Origin of the sequence: Paenirhizobium selenitireducens ATCC BAA-1503 (genome assembly GCF_000518785.1) — a bacterium.
Lineage (GTDB): Bacteria > Pseudomonadota > Alphaproteobacteria > Rhizobiales > Rhizobiaceae > Allorhizobium > Allorhizobium selenitireducens.
Genome location: NZ_JAEG01000002.1, coordinates 275,137 through 290,761, shown reverse-complemented (window position 1 = coordinate 290,761; position 15,625 = coordinate 275,137). Strand labels below are relative to the sequence as shown.

The following is a 15,625-nucleotide window of genomic DNA, read 5'->3' as shown; positions in this document are numbered from 1 at the left end:
CGGTGCCGTTCAGTGCTTGGAGAGGCGCTCTTGATAAAGGTGTGCCATCTGCTCGGCCATGGTCGAGGCGGAGAACCTGGCCTTGAAGGCTTGCGGTTCCGGCATGGTTGCGCCGTGCCAGTCGGGCGTGGTGATGGCGCGGACCATGACGCGGGCCAGATCCGGCGCGTCACCCGGTTCGACCAGGGCATCGCTGTCGGCGCCCAGCACTTCCGGTATGCCGCCGACGCGCGTGGCGATCAGCGACTTTCCGGCGGCAAGCGCCTCCAGAACGATATAGGGCATCGCCTCGGCCCGGGACGGCACGACGACGATGTTCGACATGGCAAAGGCTTCCTTGATCGGCATGGCGGGAAGCAGGCCGATGCGCCGGCCGAAACCGCGCTGTTCGATCGTCTCGCGATACTTGTCCCGATCCGGGCCGTCGCCGATGATCAGCGCGCTCAAGGGATGCCCGAACAGGCGCTCGGTATGGGCGAACGCGTCGATGAAGACGTCCGGTCCCTTGAGATCGCGCAACATGCCGACATAGATGAAATGGACGCTGTCGGAGCGGGCCGGGATGACGGCGAAGTCGCGGTCGCTGAGGCCGTTGTAGATCATCCGGTGGGCACAGCGCGGCACGCCGATCTTCGTCTCGTATGTCCGCCGTTCATAGTCGCAGACGAAGACTATGGCATCCGTCAGGCGTTCGAGGAACCGTTCCGCGGCGAAGACGCCACGGCCGGCCATGGAGCTCCCGTCGAAATGCAGGCTGCCCCCGTGGGGCGAATAGAAGCGGGCAACGCGATACCTTTTCGCCCGCAAGGCTGAGCCGATGATGCGCACCACCGCGCCGCCCTTGGCGCCGTGGCCGTGCAAGACATCCGGCCGCAAACTTTTGATTTCCTTGTAACTCTTGTAGAGCGCCGCGACATCGCCGAAGCCTACGGAGCGGGCGATCGGCATGCGGTGCAGGCCAAGCGAGAGATACGGCTTGATCTGGTCGAACAGACGATCTTCGTGCTCGCTGCCGGTCGTGCTGTCGCACAGGATGCCGACCTCGTGGCCGGCCCGGCTATGGTGCTCGGCGAGATCCCGCACGTGGCGGAAAATGCCGCCCACGGGAGATCGAAAGCAATGGAGGATGCGAAGCGGCGGGGCATCTGGCATGGATCAGAACAGCCGCTCGCGGACATAGATCGTATCGCCGGCGAGGATCGGGTCGGTGATCGGTACGCGGCCGGTCAGGATATTGCCGTTGATCTTGCGGGTAACGTCGACGTCGCGCTGGTTGGCGCGGGTCGAGAAGCCGCCGGAAACGGCGATGGCGTTGAGCACGGTCATGCCGGGGACATAGGAATACTGACCCGGCTGGCCCACTTCGCCCATGACGAAGATCGAGCGATAGCGGTCGATCTCGATGGTGACGTCCGGATCGCGTAGATAGCCTTGCTTCAGTTTCTGGGCGATCACGCCCTCGAGCTGGGAGACGGTCGCGCCGCGGGCCGCTACCTGTCCGACGAGCGGGAAGGCGACATAGCCGGCCTGATCGACGGTGTAGGTGTTGCTGAGGCTCTGCTGCTCGAACACCGTGATGCGCAGCCGGTCGCCGCTGTCGAGGCGGTAGGGCTGGATCGTTGCTTCGTGGAAGACCTTCGGCACCGGCCGATAGGTCGCACAGCCGCTCATCGCCGCGACAATCATCGCGACCACGAGCAACATCATTCCCCTAGTGCCAGCCAGTAACATGCGCCGTCGCGCTCCCGATGCGAGAATTCGATACCGCCGTTATCATTCGGTTAGGGTTAACGCGCGGTAAAGGCGGCCTGCATGCATTGGCCTTTCTGTCGATTTCGACCTCAAGTCAGGACACGTGCGCGGGAGCCTTCGCCAATTAACGCTTGGGTTACCATGATCCTTTACATTCTCGCGAGAACTGTACCGGGAGTTAAGCATGTCGAGCGTAAGCAACGGTCACCAGGATGTAGACATCGATCTTGCACAGCTGTTTCGAGCCGTGTGGAAGCGCAAGGCGCGTATCCTGGCCGCGACGGCGCTTGTCGGCTGCCTGGCCTTCGTCGGCGCAAGCATGATGTCGCCGAAATACAGCAGCGAGGCGCGCATCCTGATCGAGCCGCGCGAGCCGAACTTCACCACCCAGACCAATGTCCAGGCGCCGACCGAGCCTTTGTCGGACGAACTCAACATCGTCAGCCAGGTGCAGCTCCTGCAATCGGTCGACCTGATCAAGCAGGTGGCGCGCGACCTCAAGCTCTATGAACTCGAGGAATTCGATCCCGACACCAATCCCTCGGCCGTATCCGACCTGCTGGTCATGCTGGGGCTGAAGAAGAACCCCCTCGACATGGCGCCGGAAGAACGGGTGCTGAAGGCCTTCCAGGAAAAGCTGCAGGTCTATCAGGTCGAGAAGTCGCGCGTCATCGGCATCCAGTTCACTTCCAAGGACCCGAAGCTCGCCGCCGAGGTGCCGAACGCCATGGCAAACGTCTATCGCTCGCTGCAGAGCGGCGCGAAGCTGGACAGCAATTCGGAGGCGGCGCGCTGGCTCGAGCCGGAGATCGCCAATCTGCGCGAAAAGGTGAGGGAGGCTGAGAACAAGGTCGCCGAATACCGCGGCAATGCCGACCTGATGCAGGTCAGCGAAACGACGAGTTTCTCCTCGCAGCAGCTGAGCGACATTTCTGCCGAACTGGCGCGGGTCCGCGGCGAGCGGGCCGATGCCGAAGCCAAGGCCGAGAACGTGCGCAATGCGATCAAGGCCGGCAAGTCGACCGACACGCTGGTCGCCATCACCGGCAACGAGGCGATCCAGCGGCTCAAGGCCAGCGAGTCGGAGATCCGCGGCAAGATTGCCGACCTGTCGACGACGCTGCTCGACGGCCATCCGCAGATGAAGGCCCTGCGTTCGCAGCTTGTCGGCATCCGCGAGCAGATCACCTCGGAATCGACCAAGATCGCCGCCGGGCTGGAAAATGACGCCAATGTCGCCCGTTCGCGCGAAACGCAGCTCATTCAGCAGCTGAACACGGTGAAGGCCGACAGCGCGCGCGCCGGCACTGACGAAGTCGGCCTGAAGGCGCTGGAGCGCGAAGCGACCGCCCAGAGACAACTGCTCGAAACCTATCTTGCCCGCTACCGCGAGGCGACGACGCGCCTCGACAAGGGTGCGAGCCCGGCCGACGCGCGCGTCATCTCCAGCGCCGTCGAACCGCATGAGGCGAGCTTCCCCAAGGTCATCCCGATCACCATCGTCGCCGCGCTCGCCACGTTTGTGCTGAGCGCCGTCATCGTCATGCTCTCCGAACTCTTCAGCGGACGCGCCTTGCGTCCTGTCGGTCCCGTCCTGCGCGGGGAAGGCCAGGAGCCGCACCGCGACGGCGCAATCGAGACGGCAAACGAGCGTTCGGCCCCGGCCGTCGCTGCGCCGCGTGCCATTGCCTCCGTTCCGGCCGCTACCATCCCGGCAAGCTTGCTGTCCGTTCAGCCGGACGAGGATCTTGCGGACGCTATGGAGGAGACGCTTGAACTGGAGCGGCCGCCCAGAACGGAGGCGCTGGAGGCCCGTGACGAGTTCTCGATCGAATCCGTGGCTGACTACCTGATCGAATCGCGCGCGCGCATTGCCTTTGCCATCTCGCCGTCCGGCGACGACGGATCGACCGCGACCGTGATGCTTGCCCGCGAATTCGATGAGCGCGGCCGCAAGGTGGTGCTGATCGACATGACCGGATCGGCTTGCCCGACCTGGCTGATGGCGGCGCGCAAGGATCTGCCTGGCATTACCGACCTGCTCTGTGGCGAGGCACCGTTCTCCGAGACGATCCACCCGGATCGGCTGTCCGGCGCCGATGTCATCCCGCAGGGCAATTCCGACGTGCGCCAGGCCATGCGCGGTGCCGACCGCCTGTCGATGATCGCCGACGCGCTGGCCGACGCCTATGACCTCGTACTGGTCGAATGCGGCCCGGCCAATGCCGAGAGCGTCGCACGGCTGAGCCGCAACGGCGCCCACGAGATCATTCTCTCGGCGCCGAAGCCGGACGAGCAGGAGCTCGTGGAAATCATGGCCGCCTTCGAAAAGGTCGGCTATTCCGATCTGGTGCTGATGAGCGGTGGCGGCAACAGGCAGCGCAAGGCCGCAAAGCGCAGTGCTGCCTGATCAGTCGTCGGTGCCGGTCGCGCGGACCGGCACTTCGTCGGCGTGTGCCCTGAGCCGCTGGATTACCGAATAAAGCTGCGGATTGCCCTTGATCACGGCCTTGGCCCGCGTCACGCCGCGCTGGGCGATCGCTGCCAGGTGGCCGGTTGCGCTGACGGGCAGCAGGATGTCGTGCTGGACCGTCTCGACGGTGCACCAGCGGCGCTTGTAGTCCTGGTCGCCGAGGCCGAAGTCGAACAGGGCCGCACCCTCCTCGCAACTGCGTTCGATCATCAGCCAGAACAGGAGTTCGCCGGGGCTGGCATCGGCCACGACGCTTTCGTCGATCGAGCCGAACTGGCAGATGACGTGGTCGCCCTTGCGCGACAGACCGGCGATTGCCGCGATCTTGCCTTCGAACTCTCCCTTCAGCCGAATGGCATGCAGTTCGAGCGGCGTGTCGTAGCTGCCGCTATCGGCCTCGAGCAGGAGGCGGAAGAAGGCCTGCGTCTCGGGCGCCTGGAAAACATTCGGGATGCCGAGCGCCTTGAAGCGGATCGCCTTCTGTTCGAAGAAGGTATCCAGCAGCTTGTTCTTTTCCGCTGGGGTGCGGGCGATCAGGTGATCGAACCCGCCGGTGCTTTCCAGCCGGCGGCATTGGCTGCGGAACTTCTTGCGCCGGCGCTTGGCGTTCAGTTGACCGATGGTCTGTTCGAAATCGGCCATCAGCGGCAGTTGGAAGGCGTGATTCTGGTTCTCGATGGCCGGCAGGCCGGCCAGCGGATGGCGCTCGCCGCGCCATTCAAGCGGAATATTGGTCATGCTGACGAGGTCGGCCTTGCCCGAGAGCAGGGTGGCGAGCGCCTGGCTGATCTGGGTCGCCTCGGCCGCTCCGGCATTGGCGCGGAACCCGGCTGAGAACAGGCCGCCATTGATGTTGTTGAAGCGCGCGCCGATGAACTGGGCGCTCTTGACCATGCTGTGCCGGACGATTTCGAGCGGCAGGATGAAGGCGGTTTCCCCCGCGCGGCGCCCGAGCACGATCGCCAGCGGATTGCGATGGGTCTTCGCCCAGGCCAGGCACCAGTCATAGGCCTGGTGCAGCGAATTGGCGGGATCGGCGTCGAGCCTGCGCCACTCGGCCTCCAGCGGCTCCATGCGGTCGAACAGGCGGATCTCCAGATCCTGGCTCATGGTCACACCGCCCTCCTTGGGGCTTGCAGGTGCGCTCAAGCCGGCAGGGGCTGCCGCCACGCGTACGGTGCTGTGAAATTCCAGCGGCGATGTCTGCACGGTCCCTCTCCGACGGACGAAACTCTGTGCTGAGCATAGCGAAGGGAGAGGGAAAAATCGGTTAGCGGCCGAGGCATGCCCCGAATTACCGCGAGATGCGGTTATCGTCCGGTTAACGACCTGAGTGATCGGTAACGCACCACGCGTATTACTTGCGGATGGGACCGGCCATCCACTTGATGATCAGCATTGCCGGGAGGATCCAGAGCAGGCCGGAAAGCAGGAAATAAAGGAAATGCACCCACCACGGCGACGTGCCGAGATAGGCCGACGCGATAGCCGTCGCGAGAATCGCGTATAGCAGGACGAGACAGATGATGAGGATGGTGCCAATGAATTTGCGCAACCTGAGAGGCATCGTCTATCTTCCTTTTCCGCGGCCGGGCGCTTCGTTTCCATGGGTGGGACGCGACCGCTTGCCGCAAACAGCCGGGCTTGTTTTGCACAGCCATGTCATGCAAATCAACTGGCGAAACAAGGATTGACGAATGACAAGCGCGATGACCGTCGACGAAACCGCCCTACGCCACAAGATCGATCAGCTGGAAAGCAACCGCCGGGCCATCCGCATCTGGCTGGGCGTCGTGCTTCTCACGCTGTTCTGTCTGGTGCTGGTCGGCGGCGCGACGCGGCTGACCGATTCCGGCCTGTCGATCACCGAATGGAAGCCGATCCACGGCGCCATTCCGCCGCTTTCGGCCGAGGAGTGGGACGAGGAATTCGCCCTCTACCAGAAGATCCCCGAATATGAGCAGGTCAACAAGGGGATGACGGTCGAAGAGTTCAAGACGATCTTCTGGTGGGAGTGGGGCCACCGGCTGCTGGCCCGCAGCATCGGCCTCGTCTTTGCCCTTCCGCTTCTCTATTTCTGGGTTTCCGGCCGCATCGAACGCCGCGTCAAGCTCCCTCTGCTTGGCCTCCTGGCGCTTGGCGGCTTCCAGGGCTTCATCGGCTGGTGGATGGTCTCTTCCGGCCTCGCCGAGCGCGTCGATGTCAGCCAGTACCGGCTGGCGACGCATCTGGTCATCGCCTGCCTGATCTTCTCCGGTTGCGTGTGGATCATGCGGGCGCTGGCGCCGCATAGCGACGATCCGGTGCCTTCCTCGGGCGCACGAAAGCTTGCGGCCACGCTCGCCGTGTTTTCGCTTTTCCAGATCTATCTCGGCGCTCTGGTCGCCGGTCTCGATGCCGGTCTCGCCTACAATACCTGGCCGCTGATGGACGGCGCGCTGGTGCCGGGCGATCTGTTCGTCCAGAGCCCGGCCTGGCTCAACCTGTTCGAGAACGCCAAGACGGTGCAGTTCGTCCACCGGCTCGGCGCCTATGTGCTGTTCGCGGTCGCGCTGTGGCACATGATCCAGTGCCTTGGGCAGGGGCCGGGGACGACCCATGCCCGCCGCAGCGTGGTTCTGTTTGCGCTCATCACGCTGCAGGCGGCGCTCGGCATCACCACCCTCGTCATGCAGGTGCCGCTGCATGCCGCGCTCGCCCACCAGGGCGGGGCGCTGGTCGTGCTCGGTTTCGCCGTCGCCCACTGGCGCGGTTTTCTCGGCGCCTATCCTTCGCAGATTGCGATCGCCGAGCGGGACTGAGCTTCGCGCTCAGCCGAACCGGTAGCCGGAATAGGGCTTTCCGCGGAATTCGCCGCGGAAGACATGCTGCCCCGCATCCTGGCCTGCCGCGCCCGCTGCGACGAACAGGGGCACGAGATGGTCGTGGTCCGGCACATGGCAGGCCTGCGCATCCGGGTTCTGTTCCCATAGGGCGAGCCGTGCCGCCCGCGCGTCCGGATCCTTTATCGCCACTGCTTCGCTCAGCCAGTCGTCGAAGCGGACCGCCTGCTGCTTGTGCTCCGGCGTGTCGTGGAAGAACATCCGCATGTTGTGATAGCTCATGCCCGAGGCGAGGATCAGGACACCCTCGTCACGCAGCGGCTCCAAAGCCTTGCCGATGGCAAAATGGCTTTCCGCGTCGAGGGTGTTCTTCATCGACATCATCACGATCGGTACGTCGGCCTGCGGATAGGCGACCATGAGCGGAATGAAGACGCCGTGGTCGTAGCCGCGACTGTCATTCTCCGCCGCCGGAATGCCGGCCGTTTCGAGCAACGCCTCGGCACGTCGTGCTATGTCGGGCGCTCCCGGTGCGGGATAGGAAAGCTTGTAGGTCTCCGGCGGGAAGCCCGAATAGTCGTAGAGCATGCCCGGATGGGTGGCCGTGCTCAGCGTCGGCTTTGCCTCGTGTTCCCAGTGGCCGGACACGATGAGGATAGCCTTTGGCCGTCGGCCGATCTCGGCGTCGAGACCCTTGAGGAAACCCTTGAGATCTGCCCAAGGCTTCTTGCCGTCGGGACCTGCGGGGAAGTCCATGAACGGCCAGGGGCCGCCGCCATGGGGGATGAAATAGACCGGAAAACGTTCGTTGCTCATGGCGCGCCTCATCTGTGTCTTGAACAGATATAGCGATCGGGCAGGGGCGTGACGATCCTCGGTTCAGGCGACGAATTGTTCGACATTTTCGAACGCAACGCCAGCCGCATTCGACTGAACAGTGAACAGCGGGCGTGGCGCCTCTGGCAGTCTATGCCGGCGCGTGGCAGACGGCCTCGATATTATGTCCGTCTGGGTCGAGCACGAAGGCGGCGTAGTAGTTCGGGCGATAGTGAGGACGAAGGCCCGGGCCGCCATTGTCCTTGGCCCCGGCAGCCATGGCGGCAGCGTAGAAGGCGTCCACCGCTGCGCGGTTCGGCGCGGTAAAGGCGATGTGGACCTGTCCCTTGCTGCGGTCGCCGGAACCGATCCAGAAGGAAGGCTTTCCGGCAAAGCCGTAGCCGGAGCCCTCATAGGCGCCGCCGGTTTCCTCGGCGGTCACCGCCATGATGCAGGCGGCGCCGATCGAGGGCATGACGGCGTCGTAGAAGGCCTTTGACTTCGCATAGTCCGAAACGGAAAGACCGACATGGTCGAGCATCGCTATCCCCTTCTCGTCGTTGTGCGGCCCAGCGGCGGTCTCACGCCGAGAGCATCAGGTCCATGTTCTGCACGGCCGCGCCGGATGCACCCTTGCCGAGATTGTCGAGCACGGCCACGAGGTTGACGTGGGCACCGCCCGGCGTGCCGAAGACGCAGAGCTTCATCGTGTCCTGACCGACCAGCTCTTCCGCATCGACGCGCGGCAGCGTGCTGCTTTCGGCCAGCGGCACGACCGAGACGATGTCCTGGCCGGCATAGTGGGCGACGAGCGCCGCATGGATCGACTCGATCGTCGCGCCGTCCTTGAGATCATCGAGGAAGAGCGGCAGCTGCACGATCATGCCCTGGGCGAAGCGGCCGACCGAAGGCGCAAACAGCGGCGCGCGATCGAGCAGGCCGTGGATCGTCATCTCCGGCACGTGCTTGTGCTTCAGCGTCAGGCCGTAGAGGAAATTATTGGCGGCGAGGTGCTCGGGATGGTTCTTGTCTTCCATCTGGGCAATCAGCTGCTTGCCGCCGCCGGTATAGCCGGACACGGCGTTGACCGTGACAGGATAACCGTCAGGCAGGATGCCGGCGGCCCGGAGCGGCCGGATGAGGCCGATCGCGCCGGTCGGATAGCAGCCGGGATTGGCCACGTAGCGCGATGCGCGGATCTTCTCGCCCTGCGACTTGTCCATTTCGGCAAAGCCGTAGGCCCAGTCCGGCGCGACGCGGAAGGCGGTCGAGGTGTCGATGATCCGCACCTTGTTGTTGCCGGCGACCATCTTCACGGCTTCCTTCGACGCATCGTCGGGAAGGCAGAGAATGGCGATGTCGGCACTGTTCAGCATGTCCTCGCGCAGAGCGGCATTGCGCCGTTCCGCTTCCGGGATCGACAGCAGCTCGACGTCGCGGCGGCCGGCCATGCGCGTGCGGATCTGCAGGCCCGTGGTGCCGTGTTCGCCGTCGATGAAGATTTTCGCTGCCATTTTATCCTCTCCTGTCAGGAGCTTGGGCCGATTTCCGGAATCGGATTGTCACGGGGATGAATCAAAGTCTCAACGCTGGCGCGCCAGGCGCTCGGCACGGAGCCCCAGCATATACATCGCGACGGTTGCCCCGGCAATGGCGGTGATGTCGGCATGGTCATAGGCCGGCGCGACCTCCACGACGTCGGCGCCGCGAATGTCGAGCTGGTAGAGCCCGCGCAGCACGGAGAGGATCTTGGCGCTCGACGGGCCACCCGCGACCGGCGTGCCGGTGCCCGGAGCGAAGGCCGGGTCGAGGCAGTCGATGTCGAAGGTGAGGTAGGTCGGCAGGCCGCCGGTGTGGCTGACGATCAGCGAGGAGATGTCGCCGGCTCGCATGTCCTCGACCTCGTGGCCGTAGACGATGCGGATGCCGCAATCTTCCGGCGCGTGCGTGCGGATGCCGATCTGGATCGAGCGGTCGGGGTCGATCAGCCCCTCGCGCACGGCGCGGCCGACGAAGGAGCCGTGGTCGATGCGCTTGCCGTCGTCGAACCAGGTGTCCTGATGCGCGTCGAACTGCACGAGCGCCAGCGGTCCATGCTTGGCGGCATGGGCCTTGAGCAGCGGCCAGGTGATGAAGTGGTCCCCGCCGAGCGTCAGCAGGAAATCGGTGGCGGCGAGAATCTTCGCAGCCTCGGTCTCGATCGTCTCCGGTGTCTGCCAGTGATTGCCGTAGTCGAGCAGGCAGTCACCGTAATCGATCACGGCCATCTCGGCGAACAGGTCGCGCTCGAAGGGGTATTGCGGGTCGTTGTCGAAGATCGCCGAGGCGCGCCGGATCGCCTGCGGTCCGAAGCGCGCGCCGGGGCGGTTGGAGGTCGCTGCATCGAACGGAATGCCCCAGACCACGGCATCGACGCCTTCGAGCGACTTGGTATAGCGGCGGCGCATGAAGGAGAGCACGCCGGCATGGGTCGGATCGGTCGCTGCCGATTTGAGGTCGGTTGCGGTAATGGCGTGATCGATGGTCTTCTCGGCCATGGAATGGTCTCCCTTGCGGCAGGACTGCCGGTGTTGCGGCGCAATATTAAGGTCGCAGCCGTCGATTGCCAGAGGTTTCTGCAATGGGAGGAGGAGATTGATGGCGGTGCGGCTGGCCAGGCGCGCGCGACCGGCGGCCGGCAAACGAAAAGCCGCGGAACGCACGATCCGCGGCTTCGAGACGTGTCGGACGTGATCGTCAGAACTTGTAGGTCAGCTTCGCCGAAATGGTGGAAACCTTGCCGTCCACGTCCTGATTGGACGCGCTGTCGCCGTTGAGGCCGCGGAAGGTGTATTCGGCGCCGAGCACCACGTTCTCGGTGAGGGCGAAGTCGATGCCGCCGCCGATGTTGTAGCCGTGCAGGTCGAAGTCGTCGCCGTCTTCGTCGAAGCGCGCGAAGCTGTAGCCGCCGGCCACGTAGAAAAGGGCGCGGTCGACGGCATAACCCGCACGCGCTTTGACGTCGACCAGCGCCTCATAGGTGTAGTCGGGGTAGCCGCTCTCCTGCATCTCACCGAACAAGCCGACCAGTTCCGCGCCGACGACGAAATTGCCCCACTGATGGTTGTAGCCGATCACGCCGCCGCCGAAGGCCGCGCCGTCGAGGTCGAAATGTCCGTCTGCCGACCAGTCGTCCTCGCCGAAACCATAAGCGCCGACAGCACCGATATAGACGCCGCTCCAGTCATAAGCCGTGGTCTGGTCCGGAACGGCCGCAGGGTCTGCTGCCTGGGCGGCTACTGATCCCAATGCCAGCGCGCCGATCGCGCCGAGAAGTCTGAATACACCCTGCATCGCACTCTCCTGTCCCCGTGCGCGACCTTGGTCGATGAGCGCATATGATATGTTACAAATTCTCGAAATGTGCACGCGGATTCGTCGCGCCGGAGCCGGCAGGCGGTGGAAATCAGGCCATCTGTGGGACGCCCGCATCACGATAGGGTCGGACAGGGCGGCGAGTGCGGCAAAACGAAAAAAGGCGGAGCCGAAGCCCCGCCTTTTCCGAATTCCGAAATCCGGAAGCGATTAACGCTTGGAGAACTGGAACGAACGACGGGCCTTGGCCTTGCCGTACTTCTTACGTTCGACGACGCGGCTGTCGCGGGTCAGGAAGCCACCCTTCTTGAGCACGGCGCGCAGGCCCGGCTCGAAGTAGGTGAGGGCCTTGGAAAGACCATGGCGCACGGCGCCGGCCTGACCGGAAAGGCCACCGCCGGCGACGGTCGCGACGATGTCGAACTGGCCGGTGCGGGCAGCGGCGACGATCGGCTGCTGCAGGATCATCTGCAGGACCGGACGGGCGAAATAGGTCGTGTAGTCACGGCCGTTGATGATGATCTTGCCGGAGCCCGGCTTGACCCAGACGCGGGCAACGGCGTTCTTGCGCTTGCCGGTCGCGTAGGAGCGGCCTTGGGCGTCGACCTTGCGGACGTGAACCGGAGCAGAGGCTTCCGGAGCAGCCGTGCCGAGATCCTTCAGGGAAGAGAGGTCAGCCATTATCAGGCGCTCCTTACGTTCTTGCTGTTCAGCGAAGCCACGTCGAGTGCGACCGGCTGCTGGGCTTCATGGGGATGGTTCGAACCGGCGTAGACGCGCAGGTTCTTCATCTGGCGACGGCCGAGCGGGCCACGCGGAATCATGCGCTCGACGGCCTTCTCGAGAACGCGCTCCGGGAAGCGGCCTTCGATGATCTGGCGCGCGGTGCGCTCCTTGATGCCGCCCGGATAACCGGTGTGCCAGTAGTACTTCTTGTCGGAGTACTTCTTGCCGGTCAGAGCGACCTTCTCGGCATTGATGACGATGACATTGTCGCCGTCGTCAACGTGGGGGGTGTAGGTGGCCTTGTGCTTGCCACGCAGGCGCATGGCGATGAGGGAGGCGAGGCGACCAACAACGAGGCCTTCGGCGTCGATGATGATCCACTTCTTCTCCACCTCTGCAGGCTTCTGAACGAAGGTAGACATGAGTGATACTTTCCGTTTGGGACCCTGCTTGCCGAAGCACGCCGGGCGTTTCTTGTTGCTTGATTTCGGGCGCTTTTACGCACGAAACAGAAAGCGGCCCCGAAGGCCCGCAGACTGGGCGTTGTATAAGCCGAGGGCTTTTCCCGGTCAAGAGCGTCGGGCCAGACGGGGTTTCGCAATTGCATCATGAAAACAAAGACTTGATGGTGTGGTAATATTTTACCGCATCGATCTCACATCTTGGATGGTGCTAGAGGGCCCCGCTTTGCCCCGAAAACTGGCCGTATCGGTCAGCGCGGCGGAATCGAATAGGTGGCCGTGGCCTGGGCGATCGGACCGTCGCCTCCGTCCTGCAGCAGCAGGGCGTCGATCACGGCAAGCCGCTTGCCAAGCTTCAGCACCCGGCATTCGCAGCGGATGAGTTGCGGCCTGGGCAGGCGCAGGAAATTGATGTTGAGGCTGGTGGTGACAGCCAGCGCCACCGGCCCGATATGGGCGAGCACCGCTGCATAGGCAGCAACATCGGCCAGCGTGAACATCGCCGGCCCAGACACCGTGCCGCCGGGGCGCAGGTGCCGCTCGGAAGGATCAAACGTCATCGTGATGCTGCCAGGCGAGACCTCGGTCACGTGAAAGACACGGCCGTCGGTATGGATCTGCGGAAAGTCCGTCTCGAGAAAGGCATTGATCTCGTCGGCGCTCATGATCGGCTGCATGGGGTCAGATCTCTATTCGAATGGGCTTTCAAAGGGTGAGCGTTTTATGGCAGGCTTTGGCCCAAGTGCAAACGCCAAGGGAGATCGGTGATGGCGGAAGTTGTGTCGTTCAAGAAGGATGGCGGCGAAAGCGGGGCGGGGCCGGTGCTGTCGTCGCGCGACAAGGGCGTTCTGCGCCTGACGCTCAACAACCCGCCGGCCAATGCGCTGTCGATCGCGCTCATGGACGCACTGCTGGCCGAACTCGGCGCCGCTGCGGAGGATCCCGACGTGCGCGTCGTCGTGCTGTCGGCTGCCGGCAAGCTGTTTTCCGCCGGTCACGACCTCAAGGAAATGACCGCCCACCGGGCAGACCCGGATCGCGGCAGGGGCTTCTTCGAAAAGACGATGCGCCTCTGCGCCGACCTGATGCTGGCGATTACCCATCTGCCGAAGCCGGTGATCGCCGAGGTCGACGGACTGGCGACCGCGGCCGGTTGCCAGCTGGTGGCATCCTGCGATCTGGCGATCTGCACGGATACCTCGGCTTTCTGCACGCCCGGCGTCAATATCGGACTTTTCTGCTCGACGCCCATGGTTGCCGTCAGCCGCGCCGCCCACCGCAAGCAGGCCATGGAAATGCTGCTGACCGGCGAGACCATCGATGCCTCGACGGCCAAGGATTTCGGCCTCGTCAATCGCATCGTGCCCAAACAGTATCTTGCCCAGGTCGTCGACAAATACGCCGCGATCATCGCGTCCAAGTCGCCCTTGACGCTGAAGATCGGCAAGGAAGCCTTCTATCGCCAGATCGAAATGCCGCTGGAGGAAGCCTACGACTATGCCGCCCGCGTCATGGTCGAGAACATGCTGGCCCGCGACGCCGCAGAAGGGATCGGTGCCTTCCTCGACAAACGCCACCCGACCTGGACGGGTGAATAAGTTCTGTTTGGCGGCCGGTAAGGCGGGGCCAGTTCTCGCCTCTGGCCGTTAGTTTCATGTTAAAATAATTGTATTCTGAGTCTTTCACAACCATAAGCCTGCACTAATATTGACGTGAATGAAAAGCAAACATAAGAAGAACAAAACGGAATTTCGACTCAATATTCAGGAGCAAGGCCATGTCGCTCGAACGGCGCATATCGATTGTTACCCTCGGCGTCGCCGACGTGGCCGCCAGCACGGCCTTCTACGAACGGCTGGGCTGGAAGAGGTCCTCCGCCTCGCAGGAGGGCGTGACCTTCATCCAGATGAAGGGGACCGTGCTTGCCCTGTTCGGGCGTGAGGCACTGGCCAAGGACGCGGAGGTGGCGGATACCGCGCCCGGTTTCTCCGGCGTGACGCTTGCCCACAACGTCTCCAGTCCGACCGGCGTCGATGCGGTGATCAAGTTTGCCGTCTCCTGCGGCGCCAAGCTGGTCAAGGCGCCGGAAAAGGTCTCCTGGGGCGGCTACTCCGGATACTTCGCCGATCTCGACGGGCACCTGTGGGAAGTGGCGCACAATCCCTTCTTTCCGATGGACGAACAGGGACACGTCGTCCTTCCCGCATAGCCGTGGCTTCCGGCGCAACTGCGCAATGCATCGCATTTGCCCCATTTCGAACATCGTTGATTAAGGTCGCGCTTATATAGTTCAGGCGGGAACGAGGGGCGGGTTCGCCAGACGCGGTTTGACCGCAAGGAGAACACCATGATGCACGACACTTATTCCGATGCCTATCTTGCCGGCATATTGGGCCCGGCGCGTACGGTTGCCATTGTCGGGGCCTCGCTCAGGGACAGCCGACCCAGCCACTGGGTAACCGGCTTCCTGCTCGGCAAGGGTTATCATGTCTTTCCCGTCAATCCTGAGCATGGCGGCGAAAAGATCCTCGGCCAAACGATCTACGCAAGGCTGGCCGACATCCCCGAACCGATCGACCTTGTCGACGTATTCCGCCGGGCCGAGCATTTTTCCGAGGTGGTCGATGAGGTGCTGCGCCTGCCGGATCTGCCCATGGCGATCTGGGGCCAGCTCGGCGTGCGCGACGATGCAGCCGCCGCCCGTGCCGAGTCTGCCGGCATCAAGGTGGTGATGGACCGCGCGCTGGTAACCGAATATCCGCTCGTCTACGAACTGACGCATGCAAACGCCCACCACCCGTTGCCGGGCAGGGGGCGCAACGCAGCTTGAGGCGCTCTCTCTTCGCGAACGGCGGATTCACCTGTCCTCAGAAGGGAATCCACGGGCGGCGTGGACGGGCGAAGCTATCCTCGGGTAGCGGCTCGCAGGCAAGCACCGGGCAACGCGCGTCGTCCTTGGTGGGAATGAAGGCGCGGGCCGCGTATTCGTGTGGGTCGCATTGGCGGTTGTCGCGCACGTAGCGATCATACAGCGTCAGGCCCTGGATCCTTCTGGAGGGGAAGCGGAAGATCACCGCACGCTGGCTGAGGACCGCCTGGCGAGCCGCGGCACAGGTCATCGACTGCGCGTTGTAGCGCGAGATCGCCAAAGCGGGCGACGCCACCAGCAGCGTCGCCAGGATGCAGATCAGTTTCTTCATGTTTCGTGTCCTTTGACTGCG

At 63.7% G+C, this 15,625-nt stretch carries 18 protein-coding genes; 5 read left to right on the top strand and 13 right to left on the bottom strand.

Going from position 1 to position 15,625, the window contains the following annotated elements:
• Nucleotides 1–9: 9 nt before the first annotated feature.
• Nucleotides 10–1,152 carry a glycosyltransferase family 4 protein gene (locus L867_RS0105895; RefSeq protein ID WP_028736017.1) on the bottom strand — a complete coding sequence of 381 codons (1,143 nt, stop codon included), beginning with the start codon at nucleotides 1,150–1,152 and terminating at the stop codon, nucleotides 10–12.
• Between the two features lie 3 nt (nucleotides 1,153–1,155).
• Nucleotides 1,156–1,731, bottom strand: a complete 576-nt coding sequence (locus L867_RS0105890; RefSeq protein ID WP_028736016.1) for a polysaccharide biosynthesis/export family protein — start codon at nucleotides 1,729–1,731, stop codon at nucleotides 1,156–1,158.
• A 205-nt stretch (nucleotides 1,732–1,936) separates the two neighbouring features.
• Between L867_RS0105890 and L867_RS0105885 the strand changes: the two genes are divergently transcribed.
• Nucleotides 1,937–4,162, top strand: a complete 2,226-nt coding sequence (locus L867_RS0105885; RefSeq protein ID WP_028736015.1) for an exopolysaccharide transport family protein — start codon at nucleotides 1,937–1,939, stop codon at nucleotides 4,160–4,162.
• On the opposite strand, the gene L867_RS24660 is transcribed toward L867_RS0105885, so the two are convergent.
• Together L867_RS24660 and L867_RS0105875 are read right to left on the bottom strand one after the other, a co-directional pair.
• Entirely contained in the window at nucleotides 4,163–5,434 is a 1,272-nt protein-coding gene (locus L867_RS24660; protein ID WP_232363894.1) for a GNAT family N-acetyltransferase, read from the bottom strand.
• A gap of 148 nt (nucleotides 5,435–5,582) precedes the next feature.
• Nucleotides 5,583–5,792, bottom strand: a complete 210-nt coding sequence (locus L867_RS0105875) for a DUF2842 domain-containing protein (protein ID WP_028736014.1) — start codon at nucleotides 5,790–5,792, stop codon at nucleotides 5,583–5,585.
• A 130-nt stretch (nucleotides 5,793–5,922) separates the two neighbouring features.
• Between L867_RS0105875 and L867_RS0105870 the strand changes: the two genes are divergently transcribed.
• A complete protein-coding gene (locus tag L867_RS0105870; protein WP_028736013.1) occupies nucleotides 5,923–7,026 on the top strand; it encodes a COX15/CtaA family protein in 1,104 nt (367 codons plus the stop codon).
• 9 nt (nucleotides 7,027–7,035) lie between these two features.
• Here L867_RS0105870 and L867_RS0105865 read toward each other — a convergent pair whose 3' ends face one another.
• From L867_RS0105865 to L867_RS0105830, 8 genes are all read right to left on the bottom strand, one after another.
• Nucleotides 7,036–7,863 carry a DODA-type extradiol aromatic ring-opening family dioxygenase gene (locus L867_RS0105865; RefSeq protein WP_028736012.1) on the bottom strand — a complete coding sequence of 276 codons (828 nt, stop codon included), beginning with the start codon at nucleotides 7,861–7,863 and terminating at the stop codon, nucleotides 7,036–7,038.
• A gap of 151 nt (nucleotides 7,864–8,014) precedes the next feature.
• Nucleotides 8,015–8,404, bottom strand: coding sequence for a VOC family protein (locus tag L867_RS0105860; protein WP_028736011.1), 390 nt, complete (start codon nucleotides 8,402–8,404; stop codon nucleotides 8,015–8,017).
• Nucleotides 8,405–8,444: 40 nt separating this feature from the next.
• The gene (argC, locus tag L867_RS0105855; protein WP_028736010.1) at nucleotides 8,445–9,377 is read right to left on the bottom strand and encodes an N-acetyl-gamma-glutamyl-phosphate reductase; all 933 of its coding nucleotides are present in this window, start codon (nucleotides 9,375–9,377) and stop codon (nucleotides 8,445–8,447) included.
• 69 nt (nucleotides 9,378–9,446) lie between these two features.
• Nucleotides 9,447–10,400 (bottom strand): agmatinase, encoded by a 954-nt coding sequence (speB, locus tag L867_RS0105850; RefSeq protein ID WP_028736009.1) that lies wholly within the window; start codon nucleotides 10,398–10,400, stop codon nucleotides 9,447–9,449.
• Nucleotides 10,401–10,599: 199 nt separating this feature from the next.
• Nucleotides 10,600–11,196, bottom strand: coding sequence for an outer membrane protein (locus tag L867_RS0105845; RefSeq protein WP_028736008.1), 597 nt, complete (start codon nucleotides 11,194–11,196; stop codon nucleotides 10,600–10,602).
• A 231-nt stretch (nucleotides 11,197–11,427) separates the two neighbouring features.
• Nucleotides 11,428–11,898 carry a 30S ribosomal protein S9 gene (gene rpsI / locus L867_RS0105840; protein ID WP_028736007.1) on the bottom strand — a complete coding sequence of 157 codons (471 nt, stop codon included), beginning with the start codon at nucleotides 11,896–11,898 and terminating at the stop codon, nucleotides 11,428–11,430.
• 2 nt (nucleotides 11,899–11,900) lie between these two features.
• The gene (gene rplM, locus L867_RS0105835; RefSeq protein WP_028736006.1) at nucleotides 11,901–12,365 is read right to left on the bottom strand and encodes a 50S ribosomal protein L13; all 465 of its coding nucleotides are present in this window, start codon (nucleotides 12,363–12,365) and stop codon (nucleotides 11,901–11,903) included.
• 290 nt (nucleotides 12,366–12,655) lie between these two features.
• The gene (locus tag L867_RS0105830) at nucleotides 12,656–13,081 is read right to left on the bottom strand and encodes a PaaI family thioesterase (RefSeq protein WP_028736005.1); all 426 of its coding nucleotides are present in this window, start codon (nucleotides 13,079–13,081) and stop codon (nucleotides 12,656–12,658) included.
• Nucleotides 13,082–13,171: 90 nt separating this feature from the next.
• On the opposite strand from L867_RS0105830, the gene L867_RS0105825 reads away from it, so the two are divergent.
• The 3 genes from L867_RS0105825 (at nucleotide 13,172) to L867_RS0105815 (ending at nucleotide 15,234) form a co-directional block, all read left to right on the top strand.
• Complete coding sequence (locus tag L867_RS0105825) at nucleotides 13,172–14,002, top strand: enoyl-CoA hydratase (protein WP_028736004.1); 831 nt, start codon at nucleotides 13,172–13,174, stop codon at nucleotides 14,000–14,002.
• A 179-nt stretch (nucleotides 14,003–14,181) separates the two neighbouring features.
• Nucleotides 14,182–14,613 carry a VOC family protein gene (locus L867_RS0105820; RefSeq protein WP_028736003.1) on the top strand — a complete coding sequence of 144 codons (432 nt, stop codon included), beginning with the start codon at nucleotides 14,182–14,184 and terminating at the stop codon, nucleotides 14,611–14,613.
• A 138-nt stretch (nucleotides 14,614–14,751) separates the two neighbouring features.
• Nucleotides 14,752–15,234: a CoA-binding protein gene (locus L867_RS0105815; protein ID WP_028736002.1), complete on the top strand. Its 483-nt coding sequence runs from the start codon at nucleotides 14,752–14,754 to the stop codon at nucleotides 15,232–15,234.
• A 37-nt stretch (nucleotides 15,235–15,271) separates the two neighbouring features.
• Here L867_RS0105815 and L867_RS24655 read toward each other — a convergent pair whose 3' ends face one another.
• Nucleotides 15,272–15,604 carry a hypothetical protein gene (locus L867_RS24655; protein WP_051438841.1) on the bottom strand — a complete coding sequence of 111 codons (333 nt, stop codon included), beginning with the start codon at nucleotides 15,602–15,604 and terminating at the stop codon, nucleotides 15,272–15,274.
• Nucleotides 15,605–15,625 lie beyond the last annotated feature (21 nt).